This window comes from Streptomyces sp. NPDC043812 (genome assembly GCF_056436245.1).
The window spans coordinates 257,539-275,651 of record NZ_JBWKCY010000009.1 but is presented as its reverse complement, the minus strand read 5'-3'; the positions used below and the strand labels follow the sequence as shown (position 1 = coordinate 275,651).

Below are 18,113 nucleotides of genomic sequence, written 5' to 3'. Positions count from 1 at the left end.
CCTGCCAGTCGCCTTCGCCCTGACCGGCGCCAAGGCCGACGAGCGCGAGACCCTGCTGGACCTCCTCGCTGCCGAACCCGGCCTGGCCGCCGACCTGCCCGGCCAGACGCTGATCGGCGACAAGAACTACTACGGCCGGGGCTTCGAACACGAACTGCCTCGCAAAGACCGCCGCGATCTGGCACACCGACCACACAGGACAGCCCGTCCTGCGCTCACTGACCGCATATGACCACTGACCCCTTGGAATCGATCATCTAGGCCATGTCCGGGCCTAGGTCAGGCCGCTCAGGTGTGCATAGACGACGACGTTGCCGAGATAACCGGTGTCCTCGCTGTAGCCGCCGCCGCACGTGATGATCCGCAGTTGTGGGTCGGCGGAACTGCCGTAGACCTTCCGGCTCGGAAACTCGCTCTTGGAATACACCTCGACGGCATGGACGACAAACGTCGCGGTCCGTCCGTCACGGCGGGTGATCTCGACGGTGCTGCCCTTGGCGACGGCACCGAGAGGGTGGAAAACGGCCCGGCCGGTGGGGGTGTCGACATGGCCGGCGACGACGGCCGTACCGGGTTCTCCCGGCGCGGGACCGTCGGCGTACCAGCCGGCGAGGTTCGGCCGGTCGGGCGGCGGTACTTCGAGCGCGCCGTCGGCATCCAACCCGAGCCTCATCATCGGGGCGTCCACACCGATGGCGGGGATGCGCAGCCTGACCGGGGCGGTGAGGCGCCGCGAGCCGGACCGGCCGTTCGACGGCACGGGCTCGGCGGTCTGCCGAACCGTGCCCGGCTCCGGAGCGCCGCCGGGCGTGGCCGAGGACAGCGGGCTGGGCGCGGCAAGGGCCTGCGCGGCGGAGGGCTGTGGAGCCGCCTCACCGCGCAGGCCGTTGTTGAGCAGAATGATGCCGATGATCATGGCGACGACGAGGGTCTTCGTCGACATGAAGGGGGCGGGCTGTGTGTTTCCCATGGTGGTCCGGGCTGTATCTCCGACCGGTGAGGCGGCCCGGTCAGGCGGCGCCAGTGACGGAGCGGCGCCGCACCGTCGCCACGCCGCCGGCCACCGCACCGGCGATCAGCAGGGAGCCGACCGCGACCTGAGTGCCGTTCACCCCACCTGCGCCACCGAATCCACCGCTCACCGCACCCTTGGGGCGGCTGACGACCTCGAAGGTGGTGTCGACACGAACGTTCGGGGGGCACTTGACGGTGATGCTGTACACGCCGTCCTCGGCCGTGTCCGGGACGGTGAATTCGCCGGCCAGTGCACCGTCGAGCTGATCGTCGGTCAGGTTGATCTGGCCGCCGACCTCTGCCTGCCCCTTGGCGTACGTGGCGTCCGGCCCGCAGATCTCCGTGCTGACCGAGACGCTCGAGCCAGGGAAGACCCTCTGCGGGCTGATGCTGACGTCCGACTCGTCGGCACTCGCTGCGGCCACCGGGAGACCGAGGGCACATAGGGTCAAGGCGCTGCAGGCGAGCATTCGTGCGTTGCGCATTTCACCACCTTTCAACTGCGCGGGGCAGGACAAGTCGTCCCGACGAGGGGGCCGCGCTCCGGTGCCAAGACAAGCAGCTCATCCCGTCCGACCGGCCGGTCCGCAGCGAACCGGTCCGCGCGCGTCGGGACGAACTTCGGGGAATTCCCGCAGGTCGCACCACCTGCGCTAGGCCCGAAGGCGGAATGTCGGAGGCATGTGGCGATCGGGTGGCGAAACGCACTCCCGCCCCGGGGCACGGCACTGTTCGCGCTCACCAGCGCGGTCGGGCCGCGGCAATCGCAGTTAGCGCGTGCGCGGCGATGACCTGACGCGCCGGCGCGAGCAGCCGGACCTTCGACGGACGTGGAACCGGCAGGGCGATCGGCCTGCTGGACAGGGCCCCGGGCTGCCGATCGGGCACCGGCGTCCTCGTGGACACGAGGAGCACCGCCCGCCACCCGCTGACGGCCACACCACGTACGGCGCAACGGGCGTCACGGCGCCCTTCGACAACCACCTCGCCCAAGTGAAATCCGGTCCGCCCAGCCCCTGTTGCCGATGCGGTGCGCCCCGGTTCACGGCGTGCATCAAGGCATCCGGTACGGGCCGGTTGACGAAGAGCCGGCCGTCAAATCATCAATCACCAGGGCCTGTTGAGTGGATCTGCGTCGCCGCAACCGGCCCCGAGCGCGGCTGGGGTCACGTCGGCCGGGGAATTCCCGCCGCCGAGTGAACCTCGGCGGCATTTCCACGGTCTGAGATCACGGCACGTGCCGAAGGGCCAACGACCGTATCAGCCCGGCCCTTTGGCAACCGACCCGGAAATGGAGAACAACCCCCCATGAGAGACTTCCTGCCCCGTCGCCACGCCCGCCGGATAGCCTCCGCCGGACTGGCGTCGAGTGCGGCGCTGGCACTCGTAGTCACGGCCGCTGCCACGGCCGCGGCCCAGGCGTCGCCGACCGACGAACGGTCCAAGCCCAGCATCAGGATCATCGGCGGTGTGGAGCAGTCCGACTCCGCCCACCCCTGGATGGCGGCCCTGCTGACCAAGGGCTCCGGCAGCCCGACGAAGCGCCAGTTCTGCGGCGCCAGCCTGATCAGCCCCGGCATCGTCATGACCGCCGCCCACTGTGTGACAGGCACCAAGGCGAAGGAGATCGAGGTCACCGTCGGACGCACCGTGCTGTCCGACAAGAAGCAGGGCCAACTGCGCAACGTGACCGGCATCGTGTCGCACCCCCGCTACTTCAAGGGGGACGAGGCATACGACCTGGCCCTCCTCGAGCTGGCCAAGCCGGTCACCGGCATCGCCTCCGTCAAGCTGCCGACGCCCGGCACCGACGCCCTGCTGCGCCCCGGCGCGCAGGCCAAGGTCATCGGCTGGGGCAACACGGACACCGAGCTGCCCAGCTTCCCCGACCGGCTGCGCGGTGTGAACGTGCCGCTGCTCTCGCACCCTGAGTGCACGGCGACGTACCCGGGCTACGACAAGGCCGTCAACGTCTGCGCGGGCGTAGAGGGCAAGGACTCCTGCCAGGGCGACAGCGGCGGCCCGCTGTTCCGCAAGGTGTCCGGCCGCACGTACCAGATCGGCATCGTGTCGTACGGCGACGGCTGCGGCGAGCAGGGCGCCCCCGGCGTCTACACCTCCACCAGCTCGGCCAAGCTGTGGAAGACCCTCGACGAGTCCCCCGAGGGCAAGCGGATCAAGAAGAAGCTCGGCCGCTGACCGTAGCGGCGTGCCCGGCGCATCGGCGGCGTGACGCGCTGCCGTCGTGACGGGTGCCGGGCCGGTGGGAACCGGTCCGGCACCCGGAGCGGGCGTCGTCGTCGCACACCGTCATGGCACACGACAGCCGGGCACCGTCGTCCACTGCTCGGACCCAAATGGCCAGCAAGTGTTAGAAAGGGGAGATGATCGGGCTGTCCAGGCGGTGCCGTCGCGCCGCCTCCTCCCTGCTCGACGGCAGGCCCGTCCGGTGCGAGTGCACCGGGGGCGGTCGGCCGTGACCGGGCACCGGCAGCCGGGGCCGCGACGGGCGAGGTGGCACCGTGTGTGGTCCTCACTCGGACCCCACACTGTCGCCGGGCAGGTCCTGTTCCTCCAGGTCATCGTCGCGGTGGTGCTGATCGCGGCCGCTCTGGTCGCGCTCGTCCTGCAGGCGCGGCACGACAGCGAGCAGGACGCGAAGAACCGGTCGCTGGCCGCTGCGGCCTCCTTCGCCCGCGCCCCGGGCATCGTGGCCGCGCTGCTGTCCCCCGACCCGACCGCGCTGCTCCAGCCCCTCATGAGGGGCGTCGGTGAGGAGACCGGAGTCGACTTCGTGACCGTCATGGCGAGGGACGGCACCCGGTACGCAGACACGGACGCCCGCCTCGTCGGCAAGGTCAGCGAGGGCGTGGGCCGGGCCGCGACCGGGGAGAAGTTCACGGAGATCTTCGAAGGGGCACCGAGCGACGCGGCCAGGGCGATCGTGCCCGTCTTCGGTGTCGACGGGTCGGTCATCGGCCTGGTCGGCGCAGGCGTGCAGATCGAAACCGTGGGCAACGCGGTGGACCGGCAGCTTCCGGTGCTCCTGGGCTCGGCAGGCGCCGCGCTCGCCCTCGCCACGGTCAGCGCCGCGCTGGTCAGCCGCCGTCTGCGGCGCCAGACCCACGGCATCGGCCCCGCCGAGATGACCCGGATGTACGAGCACCACGACGCGGTTCTGCACGCCGTGCGCGAGGGCGTGCTCATCGTCGGCGGCGACGGCCGGCTGATGCTGGCCAACGACGAGGCGCGCCGGCTCCTGGACCTGCCGGCGGACGCGGACGGGCGACATGTCGCCGCGCTGGAGCTCGACGCGGGCATCATCGAGCTCCTGGTCTCCGGCCGTTCGGTGACGGACGAGGTGCATCTCGCCGGTGACCGGCTGCTGGCCGTGAGCACGCGGCCGACGGCCCCGTACGGCGGCAGGGCCGGCAACGTCGCCACGTTGCGCGACACCACCGAGCTGCGGGCCATGGCCGGCTCGGTCGAGGTGGCCCGGGAGCGCCTGCGGATCCTCTACGAGGCGGGGGTGCGGATGGGGACGACCCTGGACGTGGTGCAGACGGCGGAAGAGCTGTCGCGTGTGGCAGTGCCACGGTTCGCCGACTTCGTCACCGTCGAGCTGCCCGATTCCGTGTTGCACGGTGATGCGCCCGGCGTCGCGCCCACCACGATGCGCCGCGCCGCGCTCAGCGGCATTCGACCTGACCACCCGTTCCAGCCGGTGGGCGACCCGATCCGCTTCGTCGCCCATGCCACGCCGATGGCCGCGGCCATGGAGGACGGGCACGCCGTCCTCGAGAGCGATCTGTACGTGGCCGACGGCTGGCGCGACCAGGATCCGCAGGGCGCGGACGCCGCCCTCGCCTACGGTGTCCACTCCTTGATCACCGCCCCGCTGCAGGCCGGCGGTGTGGTGCTGGGCCTGGTCAACTTCTGGCGTGCACAGCGGGCCGAACCCTTCGGGGAGGAGGACCTGTCGTTCGCCGAGGAGCTGGCCGCCCGCGCCGCTGTGGCGGTCGACAACGCCCGCCGCTACACCCGCGAGCACGCCATGGCGGAGACCCTCCAGCGCAGCCTGCTCCCTCATGTCCTGCCGAGCCAGAACGCCCTCGACATCGCCTACCGGTACCTGCCGGCCCAGGCCCGGGTGGGCGGTGACTGGTTCGACGTCATTCCGCTGCCCGGCGCCCGGGTGGCGCTCGTCGTCGGCGACGTGGTCGGCCACGGGCTGCACGCCGCGGCGACCATGGGCAGGCTGCGGACCGCCGTGCACACGTTCACCACCCTCGACCTGCCTCCCGACGAACTGCTGACGCGGCTCGACGAACTCGTCAGCCGCCTCGACCAGGACGAGCCGGGCGGAGAGGAGGCGACAACCGGCGCCACCTGTCTGTACGCGGTCTACGATCCGGCCTCCGGCCGATGCAGCATCGCGACGGCGGGACACCCGGCGCCTGCACTGGTACGGCCCGACGGGACGGTGGAGTTCGCCGACGTACCCGTTTCCCCTCCATTGGGACTGGGCGGCCTGCCCGTCGAATCCACGGAACTGCTGCTGCCGGAGGGCAGCCGGCTCGTCCTGTACACCGACGGTCTGGTCGAGCACCGTGGCCGCGACATCGACACCGGCCTGCGGGCCCTGCGCGCAGTCCTGGCCGAGAACGCCGACCGGTCACCGCAGGACATCTGCGAAGCAGTGTTCGCGGAGCTGCTGCCCCCCACCCGCCGGGACGACATCGCGCTTCTGGTCGCCGGCACCCGCCGGCTGGACCCCGCCCGCATCGCGACCTGGGAAGTCCCGCGCGACCCCGCGGCCGTCGCGCCCGTCCGCAATGCCTGCACCCGCCGGCTCGACGCGTGGGGCCTGGAGGATCTCGGGTTCACCACCGAGCTGATCCTGAGCGAACTGATCACCAACGCGATCCGGTACGGCAGCGACCCGATCCACGTACGGCTGCTGTACGAGGACCGCAGTCTGGTCTGCGAGGTGTCCGACGGAAGCAGCACGTCCCCGCACCTGCGGCGGGCGGCCGCGACGGACGAAGGCGGACGCGGACTGTTCCTCGTGGCACAGCTCGCCTCGCGGTGGGGAACCCGTTACACCCCCCGGGGGAAAGTGATCTGGACCGAACAGTCCCCCACGGAGACCGGCCCCTCAGTACCGGGCGCAACCACGGGTCCCGTACCCAACTGATCGTGACCCATCTGGTCGTGTGACCGTGACCCATCTGATCGTGCCGAAGCGTGCGCGCCGAGCCGTTGAGCGTCGGGCGTCGGGACGTCGCCGGTTCGAGCCAACCGGACCACGCTCGGGATGAAGCCGGTGGACGCATCCGTGAGTCGGTCGTGTGCACGGTCGACTATGGTCGGTCCACCGAACACCGATCGTTCGGTATACAGAACGAGATGTGGGAGGGAACGTCGTGAGCGACCGGACCGGGTCGATCCAGGAGATGCTGGCCGCCAACCTCAAGCGGGCCAGAACACTCCACGGGCTGTCCATCTCCGAACTCTCCAGACGTTCCGGTATCGGCAAGGCGACTCTGTCCCAACTGGAGTCGGGCAACGGCAATCCGACGATCGAGACCGTCTTCAGCCTGTCCCGCGTCCTGGAGATCCCGGTATCGGACCTGCTCGACACCCGTCCGCCCGGCGGTCTCACCGTCGTGCGGTCCGACGAGGTCGAGCCCCTCAGCGGCGAGGGTGTCGACCTGCGCGCACTGCGCCGCATCAAGAGCGACAACACCACGTTCGAGGTCTACGACCAGCAGTTCCGTGCCGGGCATCGCCAGCGGTCGCTGGGCCACACGGGCACCGAGCACACGGTGGTGCAGTCGGGCCGGCTGGAGGTGACCGTGGACGGCCACGAGATCGAACTGGGGCCGGGCGACTACGTGGGCTTCGACGCGTCCCTCCCCCACTCCTACCTGGCCGCGGACGGCCCCGTGCGGTCCGTGCTGCTCCTGCAGTACCGGGCAGGGCAGCGCGGTGACGAGGGCACGCCGCACTCGGCGCCCTGATTCCCCGGCTCCCCGACGCCGGGCGGGTGGCGCCCTGCCAGGACCGTTGACACGGCCCGGGCACGGTCATAGCCTCCACTCGTTCGTTATAGCGAACGAGCGGAGGGGCATTGAACGGAACGCGCGTTGCCGTGTTCGGCGCGGGGATCGTCGGTGCCGCCTGCGCCCGCGAACTTGCCCTCTCGGGATTCCGCGTCACGGTCGTGGACCGCGGCGCTCCGGCCGGTGCGACCACCTCGCACGGGGAGGGGAACGTCCTGGTCTCCGACAAGGGACCCGGGCCGGAACTCCGGCTCGCTCAACTCTCCCGCAGGCTCTGGCCGGAGACCCTGGCCGCTGTAGCCGAACGCTCCGACCGCGGCGCCCGGGCGGCGACCGCGGCGGAGTGGGAACCCAAGGGCGGCATCGTCGTGGCGACCACCGAAGCGGGGGCGGACGCACTCACCGCCTTCGCCCGCGCCCAGCGCGCGGCCGGCGTACGCGCCGAGGTCCTCGACCCCGTGGCGCTCGCCGAGGCCGAACCCCACCTCACCCGTGACCACACTGCCGCCCTGCACTATCCCGAGGACGCCCAGGTGCAGCCCGCCGGGGCAGCCGTCGCCCTGCTGACCGACGCGCTCGCGGCCGGAGCATCCCTGCGGAGCGGATGCGAGGCGCTGTCGGCCGTCACCCGGGGCGGCCGGCTCACCGCCGTACGCACGAACACCGGTCTCGTCGAGGCGGACGTGTTCGTCAACGCCGCCGGCCCGTGGGCCGGTGACCTCGGCGCCCGGCTCGGCGCACCGATCGCCGTCCGGCCCCGCCGCGGTGACATCCTCGTCACCGCCCCCATGCCACAGACGATCTTCCACAAGGTGTACGACGCCGACTACGTCGCCGCGGTGGGCAGCAGCGCGGAGGACCTGCAGACCTCGGCGGTCGTCGAGTCCACCCGCGCCGGCAGCGTGCTCCTGGGCTCCTCGCGCCGCCGGGTCGGTTTCGACGACCGGCTGCGGCCGCATGTGCTGGCGGCGATCGCCGCGAAGGCCCTGCGGCTCTTCCCCTGCCTGGCCGATGCTGCCGTCATGCGCGCCTACGGCGGCTTCCGCCCGTACGTGGACGACCATGTGCCGGTGATCGGACCCGACCCCCGGCTGGACGGCCTCTGGCACGCCACGGGTCACGAGGGCGCCGGTATCGGACTGTCGCTCGGCACCGCGCTGCTCATGCGGAATCTGATGCTCGGCGAGCCGCCCGAGATCGATGCGCATCCGTTCCGGGTGGACCGCTCGGCCGTGCTCGGTGCGTCGGCCCACGCAGGGGTGGAGGCCGAGAGGGACAGGAAGAACGGCGAGGACGAGGAGGAGAAGGGATGAGCCCCCGACGAGTGCCGGCCGGGACCGACGCGGTCGGGCGGCGTGATCGCCCGCTGCGGATCACGGTGGACGGCGAACCACTGGACGGTGCACACGGCCAGACCATTGCGGGTGTGCTGCTCGCCTCCGGTCGGCAGGCATGGCGCCGTGGGCCGTCCGGAGCGCCCCGGGGGGTGTTCTGCGGGATCGGCGTCTGCTTCGACTGCCTGGTGACCGTGAACGCGGAGCACGATGTGCGCGCCTGTCGTCGACGCGTCCGGGACGGCGATGTCGTGACCACACAGTCCCGTGCCGTGGAAGAGTGCCCTGCTCCCGGTGAGTCCGGTGCTTCCACCGCGGAGGACGTGTGACACACCGTCATGTCGCCGTCATCGGTGCCGGGCCGGCAGGTCTCGCCGCGGCTTACGCCGCGCTGGGAGCTGGCGCCGAGGTGACGCTGGTCGACGCCGAGGAGCAGCCCGGTGGCCAGTATCACCGCACTCTTCCCGAGGAATGCGGTGCCGCCCGCCCGGAGCGGCTGCAGCAGGACTGGCCCGCCTTCGAACGCCGGCGCAGGCAGGTGCTCGACCACCCGCGCTGCACCTGGTGGCCCGAGACCGTGGTGTGGGCGCTGGAGCAACCGGCCTCCGGTGAGCCGGACGCCCCCCGGGTGCACCTCCTGCAGGGTCCCGTCGACGGAACCGGCCGCCCACGCCATGTCCTCGCCCCTGACGCGGTCGTGCTCGCCGCCGGCGCCCATGACCGGGTACTGCCGTTCCCGGGCTGGGAGTTGCCCGGCGTGTACACCGCCGGCGCCGCCCAGGCACTGGCCAAGGGGGAACGCATCGTCGTCGGCGACCGCGTGATCGTGGCCGGTACCGGTCCGTTCCTCCTCCCCGTGACGGCGTCACTGCTGGAGGCGGGGTCCCGGGTGCTGGGGGTCCTCGAGGCCAACGGCGCCGCCACCGTGGCCCGGGGCTGGTCGCGGCGCCCGTGGGAGGTCGCCGGAAAGGCGGGCGAACTCGCCGCGTACGCCGGGGCCCTGGCACGTCACCGCGTTCCGTACCGGATCGGCCGTGCCGTGGTCGAGGCCCGGGGCGATGGCCGGGTGGAGGAGGTGGTCACCGCGCGTCTGCGCCCGGACTGGTCGGTGGTGCCCGGCAGCAAACGGACCACATCGGTGGACGCCCTGTGTGTCACGCACGGTTTCAGCCCCCGGTTGGAACTGGCGGTGGCGGCCGGGTGCGCACTGCGTCGGGTGTACGGAGGCGAGTTCGTCGGCGTCGACGGCCAACAGCGCACCAGCCGCCCGGAGGTGTACGCAGCCGGTGAGATCACCGGTGTCGCCGGCGCCCCGGCCGCGCGTGCCGAAGGCGCGCTCGCGGGGTGGTTCGCGGCGGGCGGAGATCGGGCCGCGGCGGGCCTCGGCGGTCTGCGCCGGCGACGGGACCGCGGTCGGGCCTTCGCCGCACGGCTGGCCGCCGCCCACCCCATCGGCGCCGCGTGGCCCGGCTGGCTCCGCCCGGAGACGGTGGTCTGCCGCTGCGAGGAGAGCGACTACGCCTCCCTGTGCCGGGCGGCCACCGACGCAGCGGGCTCCGGCGGCCGGGCGGCCAAGCTGGAGACGCGCGCCGGTCTCGGCCCGTGCCAGGGCCGGATCTGCGGCCCTACGGTCGCCGAACTCACCAACCGGCTCCGCGGCGCCCCCGCAGCGGGCCCGCTCGACGGGTTGCCCGACGACGGCCGCGTCGACGGGCTGCCCCCCATGAGCCCGCACCACCGGCCGATCGCCCAGCCCATCCGGCTCGGCGAACTGGCCGCCGCCCCCGAGCCGATGCGTCTCCCCCACCCCCCGGAGTCCCCCGACCCCACCCCCTGAGACCAGCCCCTGCACGTCCCCGCACACCCGCACCCAGGAGGCCGAATCGTGAGCGACACCCGTCCCGGACCCAACCCCCTCACAGGCGTCGTCGTGGCCACCGCGCTGCCCTACTCCGAGAACCCGTCCGCGCCGGCCGGTCTGGCCGTGGACCTCGACCGCTACGCCGCACACTGCAGGTGGCTGGTCGACAACGGCTGCCACGGCGTGGGCCCCAACGGGTCCCTGGGCGAGTACTCGTCCCTGACCGACCGGGAACGCCGCGATGTGGCGCGTACCGCGATCGAAGCCGTCGACGGTTCCGGCACGGTCGTCGTCGGGGTGCACGGTGCAGGTTCGCACCAGGCCAGGCACTGGGCGGAGGTCGCGGCCGAGGACGGAGCGGACGGTGTGCTGTGCCTTCCGCCGACGATGTACCGCGCGAACCCGGGTGAGGTGATCGCGCACTTCGAGGCCGTGGCATCCGTCGGCCTGCCGGTGATGGTCTACAACAACCCCCTCGACACCAAGGTCGACCTGACCCCGGGGCTGCTCGCCGAGATCGCGCAGATCGACAACGTCGTCGCGGTGAAGGAGTTCTCCGGCGACGTACGGCGCGTGCTGGAGATCAAGGAGACGGCGCCCGGTCTCGAGGTGATCAGCGGCGCCGACGACGTCGTACTGGAGAGCCTGCTGATGGGCGCCACCGGTTGGTTCGCCGGCTTCCCGAACGTCTTCCCCGCGGAGTCGGCACTGCTGTTCGAACTGGCCACCACGGGCAAACTGGAGGAGGCAAGGGCACTCTACGAGCCGCTCGTCGCCGCGTTCCGCTGGGACAGCCGCACCGAGTTCGTCCAGGCGATCAAGTTCGGCATGGAACAGGTGGGCAGGTTCGGAGGCCCCTGCCGCCCGCCACGCGGTCCCCTGTCGCCGGCCCAACGCGACCAGGTCACCGCCGACATGGCCCGTGCGATCGCATCGCTCGAGAAGAGGTCCGCCTGATGCGCTCGGTCCGTACGATCAGCGCCGTCGACTCCCACACCGAAGGCATGCCCACCCGGGTGGTGACCGGCGGTGTGGGGCCGGTCCCCGGCACGACAATGGCCGAGCGCCGCCGCTACGCGGTCGAGCACCTCGATACGCTGCGCCGTTTCCTGGTCGACGAGCCGCGCGGACACGGAGCGATGAGTGGCGCGATCCTCCAGCCGCCGACCCGGCCGGACGCCGACTGGGGCGTGCTCTACATCGAGGTCAGCGGCTTCCTGCCGATGTGCGGACACGGCACCATAGGCGTCGCGACGGTCCTGGTCGAGACGGGCATGGTCACGGTGACCGAACCGGAGACCGTCGTACGCCTCGACACACCCGCCGGACTGGTCGAGGCCCGCGTCGCCGTCCGCGACGGTGTGGCCGAACGGGTCACTCTGCGCAACGTCGACTCGTTCGTCACCGAACTGAACGCGGTTGTCGACGTCCCGGGTCTCGGCCTCGTCCCCTACGACATGGCGTACGGCGGAAACTTCTACGCCGTCGTCGAACTGGACCGGCTCGGGCTCCCGTTCGACCGGGCACGCAAGGACGACATCCTCGCAGCCGGTCTGTCGATCATGGAGGCGGTGAACGAGCAGGCACGGCCGGTGCACCCGGTGGATCCGCTCATCGGCGGCTGCAAGCATGTGCAGTTCCTGGCGCCGGGATCCGACGGCAAGCACTCGCGCAACGCGATGGCCATCCACCCGGGCTGGTTCGACCGCTCGCCCTGCGGCACGGGCACTTCGGCCCGGATGGCGCAGTTGCACGCGCGAGGAGAGCTGCCACTGGACACCGACTTCGTCAACGAGTCGTTCATCGGCACCACGTTCACCGGTCGCCTGGTCGGCACGACGGAGGTGGGCGGACTGCCCGCGGTCGTACCCGAGATCTCCGGCCGCGCATGGATCACGGGAACGGCGAGCTACCTGCTCGACCCCACCGACCCGTTCCCGCACGGTTTCGTCCTGTGACGCCGCGGCCGGAGGGCCGGACAACCGTGTGCGCCGGGCAGCTCAGGCTGCCCGGCGCACACGGACGGTTCGTGGTTCAGCGGGACGAGTCTTTTCGGCGGGCAGACCGTCCCGTGACCAGCCGGTTCAACTAGCGGCGGTGGTGGTGACGGCCCCAGGACTCGGTGTCGACGGTCGCACCGCGGTCGTCGCGCAGGGTCGCCTTGTCGGAGCCGTTGTCCCACACGTAGTTGCGGCGGTCCTGGAACAGGTCCGTGCGGGAGTCACGGCCGTTGCCGGTGTGGATGCGGACCGTTGCGCGGCCGGCGAGGCGGACGTCGTCGAAGCGGTAGCGGTCGCCGTCGCTGTTGCGCAGCGTCCAGCCGTCCAGATTCACCGAGCGGCGGCTGTTGTTGGTGACCTCGACCCACTCGCTGTTCAGAGAACGGTTGGAGCCGTTGTCGCGTCCGGGACTGTTCGCCTGGACGTCGCTGATCACCACACGGGACTGCTCGTGGTGGTGCCGGCCGCGGTCTCCGTCGTGCGCGGAGGCCGGCAGGGCGGCAGCAGAGACGACGGCTCCCGCCGCGAGAACGGTCGCGGCGATGCGGCGGGCGGTCGAAGAAGCAGACATAGGTGATGTCCCCTCAAGAACGGTGCCCCACCAGTTGGTACATGCTGGTGGAGGCGGTGCGGGTCCCGACCCGTCGTGGGCCGAGGACGCCAACTGTGGAGCTTCGGTGAAGCCCGCGACAGGTTGAACGACGCCGGTTGCCATTTGCGGACATTTCCGTAACTGTCAACTGCAAGGGCCACGCACCCGCAGCGGGCGTGACCCTGTCATCTCCTGACAGATGCACCCACCCCTTCAGTGATCAACAGCAACCGCTTGCACAGCCGGGCGCGCGAACGGTTCCGCCACCCGCCACGTCAGCCGGATGGCGGACGCTGACTTCGTAACGGCTGTTCCGCACGTTTCTTCGTACAACTGGCACGACCTCGCACACAGGGACGACACAACGAGGCGTCAACGCGTCGGGTTCGCCCGAGGAGCGCTCGACCGCGGTGCCACCGGATGGTTGAATCCCGGCGGAGAAATGGACCCGGAGCGTCGATGTCGACGCCGTCACCGCCCGCTCTCGGCATGATCGGACGCTCCAGGAGCGCACAGCCGAGGAGGTCGTCTCCCGCGCCTGCTCCGCGATGCCGCCGGAGGCGCCCGTGCTCTCAACGCCTGTCTGTCACCTGCTCGGTATCGAGGTTCCCCTCATCTGCGCCGCCTTCGGCCCCTGGGAGGAGGTGGGACTGGCGGCAGCGGTGTGCGAGGCAGGAGGGCTGGGAAGCCTGGGCACCGCCGCCCGTGCCGTCCCCGAACTCAAGGAGCAGTGGGCCGCGTTGCGGCAGCTGACGGATCGCCCGTTCGCGATCAACCACACCACGCGGCCGCTCGACGACTCCGCCTTCGAGGCCACGCTCGTGGAGCGCCCGGCAGCCATCTCGTTCCACCTTGCCGTCCCGCCCGACCTGATCGCCCGCGCCCACGATGCGGGCATCCTGTGGATCCAGCAGGTCACGGACGCGCGTCAAGCCGATGCGGCCCTGCAGGCGGGGGCCGATGTCCTTGTCGCGCAGGGCGGGGAGGCAGGAGGTCACGGAGGCGACGTCAGCACGATGGTGCTGGTGCCGCAGATCGTCGACATGGCGGGCGAAACCCCTGTCGTCGCCGCCGGCGGGATCGCCGACGGGCGTGGCCTGGCAGCGGCGTTGGCGCTGGGCGCGCAAGGTGCCCTGATGGGAACCCGCTTCCTCGCATCGGCGGAGATGAACGTGTCCGACGAATGGAAGCAGCGCATCGTCGCAGCGGATGCCGTGGACGCGGTAAAGGTGATCAACAACGAGCGGATCCTGCCTCCGTTCAACCGGCCCGACAGCTTCGGAGTGCCCCGGTCACTGCGTACGCCCCTGGTGGACGCCCTGCGTGACCATCCCGAACAGGTCGACCCGGCAGAGATCGTGCCGCGCGTGATGGAGGCCGTCCGCGGCGGACGCGGCGACGAGTACCTGCCTTTCACCGGACAGTCGACGGCACTCGTCCACGAGATCCTGCCGGCGGGCGAGATCGTGCGCAGAACGGTGCGTGAGGCGGAGGCCGCCCTCGGACGGGCGGCCCGCGCCGCCCGCCCGTGACCCCGAGCCGACCAGGGACCGCACGCAGGCCCGTCGCCGGGATGCCGAGCAGCCGCCGAGGGCACCCCACAGCGGCTGCTCGGCGCGTCGTCAGGCGAGCTCGACGAGGAGGTCGCCGCCTTCCACCTGCTGAATCGCGTTGATGGCGACCCGGGAGACGGTCCCGCCCTTCGGGGCCGTGATGGAGGCTTCCATCTTCATCGCTTCGATGGTGGCCACGGTGGCGCCCGCCTCGACGGTGTCGCCCTCGGCAACCGCCAGCGTGACCACACCGGCGAACGGTGCGGCGACATGGCCCGAATTGGACTTGTCGGCCTTCTCCGTCACCGGGATGTCGGAGGCCACCGCGGAGTCCCGCACCTGGATCGGCCGCAGTTGACCGTTCAGGGTGGACATCACCGTGCGCATGCCACGCTCGTCGGCCTCGCTGATCGCTTCCAGCTCGATCAGCAGCCGGACGCCGGGTTCCAGGTCCACCGTGTACTCGTTACCCGGGCGCAGGCCGTAGAAGAAGTCCTTGCTCTCCAGCACGCTGGTGTCGCCGTATGCCTGGCGGTGCGTCTCGAAGTCCTTCGTCGGCCCGGGGAACAGCAGCCGGTTCAACGTCGCCCGGCGGTCCTTCTCCAGCCGGTCACGGTCCTCGTCGGTCAGCTCCTGCGTCGGCCTGGGGCCGGCTCGGCCCTGAAGTGCCTTGGTGCGGAACGGCTCCGGCCACCCGCCCGGAGGGTTGCCCAGCTCACCGTGCAGGAAGCCGATGACCGAGTCGGGAAGGTCGAAGTTCTTCGGCTCCGCCTCGAAGTCCTGCGGCGACACCCCGGCCCCCACCAGGTGCAGCGCGAGGTCGCCGACGACCTTCGACGACGGGGTGACCTTCACGAGGTGGCCGAGGATCCTGTCGGCGGCGGCGTACATCGCCTCGATGTCCTCGAAACGGTCGCCGAGCCCGAGGGCGATGGCCTGCGTGCGCAGATTGGACAACTGCCCACCGGGGATCTCGTGGTGGTACACCCGCCCGGTCGGCGACGCCAGGCCCGCCTCGAACGGCGCGTAGATCTTGCGCACGCTCTCCCAGTACGGCTCCAGGTCACCGACGGCCTGCAGATCCAGTCCGGTCGGCCGGTCGGAGTGGTCGGTGGCGGCCACGATCGCCGACAGCGACGGCTGCGAGGTCGTGCCCGCCATGGAGGCGACCGCCCCGTCCACCGCGTCCGCGCCCGCCTGGATCGCGGCCAGATAGGTGGCGAGCTGGCCGCCCGCGGTGTCGTGGGTGTGGATGTGGACAGGCAGGTCGAACTCCCTGCGCAGCGCGGAGACGAGCTTCGCCGCGGCAGGGGCACGCAGCAGCCCGGCCATGTCCTTGATGGCCAGCACATGCGCGCCCGCGGCCACGATCTGCTCGGCGAGCCCCAGGTAGTAGTCCAGCGTGTACAGCTTCTCCCTGGGGTCGGAGAGGTCGGAGGTGTAGCACAACGCAACCTCGGCGACCGCCGATCCGGTCTCCCGCACGGCATCGATGGCGGGCCGCATCTGGCCGACGTCGTTCAGCGCGTCGAAGATCCGGAAGATGTCGACACCCGTCGCCGTGGCCTCTTCCACGAAGGCAGTGGTCACCTCGGTGGGGTACGGGGTGTAGCCCACGGTGTTGCGGCCGCGCAGGAGCATCTGCAGGCAGATGTTCGGCACCGCTTCACGCAGGTGGGCGAGGCGCTCCCAGGGGTCCTCGGCAAGGAAACGCAGTGCGACGTCGTAGGTGGCCCCGCCCCAGCACTCCAGCGACAGCAGCTGAGGCACCGTCTGCGCGACCACCGGGGCCACGGCGAGGAGATCCTTCGTCCGGACCCGGGTGGCGAGCAGCGACTGATGCGCGTCACGGAACGTGGTGTCGGTGACGCCGATCGTCGGCGAGGCCCGCAGCCATTGCGCGAAGCCCTCGGGGCCGAGCTCGACGAGCTTCTGCTTGGAGCCGGCGGGTGGCGGGGTGTCGGGCAGCCGCGGCAGCTTGGTGGTCGCATCGATCAGATGCGGCCGCTCACCGTGAGGCTTGTTCACCGTGACGTCGGCGAGGTAGGTGAGCAACCGCGAACCGCGGTCGGCGGAGTGCCGGGCGGTCAGCAGGTGCTGCCGCTTCTCGATGAACGACGTGGTGACCCGCCCGGCCTGGAAGTCCGGATCGTCGAGCACCGCCTGCAGGAAGGGAATGTTCGTGGACACACCGCGGATACGGAATTCGGCCACGGCGCGCCGCGCGCGGCCGACGGCGGCGGAGAAGTCCCTGCCGCGGCACGTCAACTTGACCAGCATCGAGTCGAAGTGCGCGCTGATCTCCGTGCCGGCGTGGGCCGTGCCGCCGTCCAGGCGGATACCGGAGCCGCCCGGCGAACGGTAGGCGCTGATCATGCCCGTGTCCGGTCGGAAGCCGTTGGCCGGATCCTCGGTGGTGATCCGGCACTGGAGCGCGGCACCGCGCAGCTGGACGGTCTCCTGGGCCAGCCCGAGGTCCGCCAGCGTCTCGCCGGCGGCGATCCGCAACTGCGACTGGACGAGATCGACATCGGTGACCTCCTCGGTCACCGTGTGCTCGACCTGGATCCGCGGGTTCATCTCGATGAACACGTGCCGGCCGTCGGGGTCGAGGAGGAACTCGACGGTGCCCGCGTTGCGGTAGCCGATCTGGCGCGCGAACTTCACGGCGTCGCTGCAGATCCGCTCGCGCAGCTCCGGGTCGAGGTTGGGCGCGGGCGCGAGCTCGATCACCTTCTGGTGACGACGCTGCAGCGAGCAGTCGCGCTCGAACAGGTGGATCACGTTGCCTGCACCGTCGGCGAGGATCTGCACCTCGATGTGGCGAGGCTCGACGACGGCCTTCTCCAGAAAGACGGTCGGGTCGCCGAACGCGGACTCCGCCTCGCGCGCCGCCGCCTCGATGGACTCGCGCAGCGTGCCGGCATCCTCGACGCGCCTCATCCCGCGGCCACCGCCACCGGCGACGGCCTTGACGAACACCGGGAAGCCGAGGTCTTCCGCGGCCCGGACCAGTTCGTCCACGTCGGTGGAGGGCTGCGAGGAACCCAGCACGGGGACGCCGGCCTCACGTGCCGCGGCCACCGCGCGCGCCTTGTTCCCCGTCAGTTCGAGGATCTCCGCGCTCGGGCCGACGAACGTGATGCCCGCACGTTCGCATGCGCGCGCGAGGTCGGGGTTCTCGGACAGAAAGCCGTATCCGGGGTAGACCGCGTCCGCCCCCGCCCTGATCGCGGCACGGACGATCTCCTCGACGGAGAGATAGGCCCGTACGGGGTGTCCCGGTTCGCCGATCTCGTACGCCTCGTCGGCCTTCAGCCGGTGCAACGAGTTGCGATCCTCGTGCGGGAACACGGCGACGGTTCTCGCGCCCAGCTCAAAGCCGGCGCGGAACGCGCGAATGGCGATCTCCCCACGGTTGGCGACGAGCACCTTGCGGAACATGCGCGATCCTTTCTGTCCCCCGGTACGAACACAACGTGTCGGCGACGGGCTGCTGGTAAAGCACGAGGGCCGACGGCGGCCGTCGTTCTGGTGGGACGGCGACGAGTGGTGCAGGTAGAGGACGTTCGCGTCGCCGTAGCGGGCACCGTAGTCCTCGGTCCTGCGGTCGTCTCCGGTCGTCCCAGGAGGTGGACGTCGTCGCGGCGAGTCGCCCGCGGCTCACGCCGTTTTGTCCCGGTCCGGGCCGTCA

The 18,113-nt window shown here is 71.0% G+C and carries 13 protein-coding genes and 1 pseudogene; 10 read left to right on the top strand and 4 right to left on the bottom strand.

Annotation, left to right across the window (positions count from 1 at the left end):
- Positions 1-239 (top strand): annotated as a pseudogene (locus AC067Z_RS16395) (hypothetical protein); the annotation flags it as partial.
- Between the two features lie 35 nt (positions 240-274).
- On the opposite strand, the gene AC067Z_RS16390 reads toward AC067Z_RS16395, so the two are convergent.
- Together AC067Z_RS16390 and AC067Z_RS16385 are read right to left on the bottom strand one after the other, a co-directional pair.
- Positions 275-970, bottom strand: a complete 696-nt coding sequence (locus tag AC067Z_RS16390; RefSeq protein WP_478790179.1) for a class F sortase — start codon at positions 968-970, stop codon at positions 275-277.
- 40 nt (positions 971-1,010) lie between these two features.
- Positions 1,011-1,499 carry a hypothetical protein gene (locus tag AC067Z_RS16385; protein ID WP_478790178.1) on the bottom strand — a complete coding sequence of 163 codons (489 nt, stop codon included), beginning with the start codon at positions 1,497-1,499 and terminating at the stop codon, positions 1,011-1,013.
- A gap of 823 nt (positions 1,500-2,322) precedes the next feature.
- On the opposite strand from AC067Z_RS16385, the gene AC067Z_RS16380 reads away from it, so the two are divergent.
- From AC067Z_RS16380 to AC067Z_RS16345, 8 genes are all read left to right on the top strand, one after another.
- Positions 2,323-3,213, top strand: a complete 891-nt coding sequence (locus AC067Z_RS16380) for a S1 family peptidase (protein WP_478790177.1) — start codon at positions 2,323-2,325, stop codon at positions 3,211-3,213.
- Between the two features lie 325 nt (positions 3,214-3,538).
- Positions 3,539-6,211, top strand: a complete 2,673-nt coding sequence (locus tag AC067Z_RS16375; RefSeq protein ID WP_478790176.1) for a SpoIIE family protein phosphatase — start codon at positions 3,539-3,541, stop codon at positions 6,209-6,211.
- A gap of 229 nt (positions 6,212-6,440) precedes the next feature.
- Entirely contained in the window at positions 6,441-7,037 is a 597-nt protein-coding gene (locus AC067Z_RS16370) for a helix-turn-helix domain-containing protein (RefSeq protein WP_478790175.1), read from the top strand.
- Positions 7,038-7,147: 110 nt separating this feature from the next.
- Positions 7,148-8,392, top strand: coding sequence for an NAD(P)/FAD-dependent oxidoreductase (locus AC067Z_RS16365; protein WP_478790174.1), 1,245 nt, complete (start codon positions 7,148-7,150; stop codon positions 8,390-8,392).
- Positions 8,389-8,742 (top strand): (2Fe-2S)-binding protein, encoded by a 354-nt coding sequence (locus AC067Z_RS16360; protein ID WP_478790173.1) that lies wholly within the window; start codon positions 8,389-8,391, stop codon positions 8,740-8,742. The genes AC067Z_RS16365 and AC067Z_RS16360 overlap by 4 nt, the downstream gene beginning before the upstream one ends.
- Positions 8,739-10,250 (top strand): FAD-dependent oxidoreductase, encoded by a 1,512-nt coding sequence (locus AC067Z_RS16355; protein WP_478790172.1) that lies wholly within the window; start codon positions 8,739-8,741, stop codon positions 10,248-10,250. Before AC067Z_RS16360 ends, AC067Z_RS16355 begins: the two co-directional genes overlap by 4 nt.
- A 45-nt stretch (positions 10,251-10,295) precedes the next feature.
- Positions 10,296-11,231 carry a dihydrodipicolinate synthase family protein gene (locus AC067Z_RS16350; RefSeq protein WP_478790195.1) on the top strand — a complete coding sequence of 312 codons (936 nt, stop codon included), beginning with the start codon at positions 10,296-10,298 and terminating at the stop codon, positions 11,229-11,231.
- The gene (locus tag AC067Z_RS16345) at positions 11,231-12,232 is read left to right on the top strand and encodes a proline racemase family protein (RefSeq protein ID WP_478790171.1); all 1,002 of its coding nucleotides are present in this window, start codon (positions 11,231-11,233) and stop codon (positions 12,230-12,232) included. The genes AC067Z_RS16350 and AC067Z_RS16345 overlap by 1 nt, the downstream gene beginning before the upstream one ends.
- A 130-nt stretch (positions 12,233-12,362) precedes the next feature.
- Here AC067Z_RS16345 and AC067Z_RS16340 read toward each other — a convergent pair whose 3' ends face one another.
- Complete coding sequence (locus AC067Z_RS16340) at positions 12,363-12,845, bottom strand: lamin tail domain-containing protein (protein WP_478790170.1); 483 nt, start codon at positions 12,843-12,845, stop codon at positions 12,363-12,365.
- Between the two features lie 587 nt (positions 12,846-13,432).
- On the opposite strand from AC067Z_RS16340, the gene AC067Z_RS16335 reads away from it, so the two are divergent.
- Positions 13,433-14,398 carry an NAD(P)H-dependent flavin oxidoreductase gene (locus AC067Z_RS16335; protein WP_478790169.1) on the top strand — a complete coding sequence of 322 codons (966 nt, stop codon included), beginning with the start codon at positions 13,433-13,435 and terminating at the stop codon, positions 14,396-14,398.
- A 90-nt stretch (positions 14,399-14,488) separates the two neighbouring features.
- On the opposite strand, the gene AC067Z_RS16330 is transcribed toward AC067Z_RS16335, so the two are convergent.
- A complete protein-coding gene (locus AC067Z_RS16330; RefSeq protein WP_478790168.1) occupies positions 14,489-17,863 on the bottom strand; it encodes a pyruvate carboxylase in 3,375 nt (1,124 codons plus the stop codon).
- Positions 17,864-18,113: the final 250 nt, after the last annotated feature.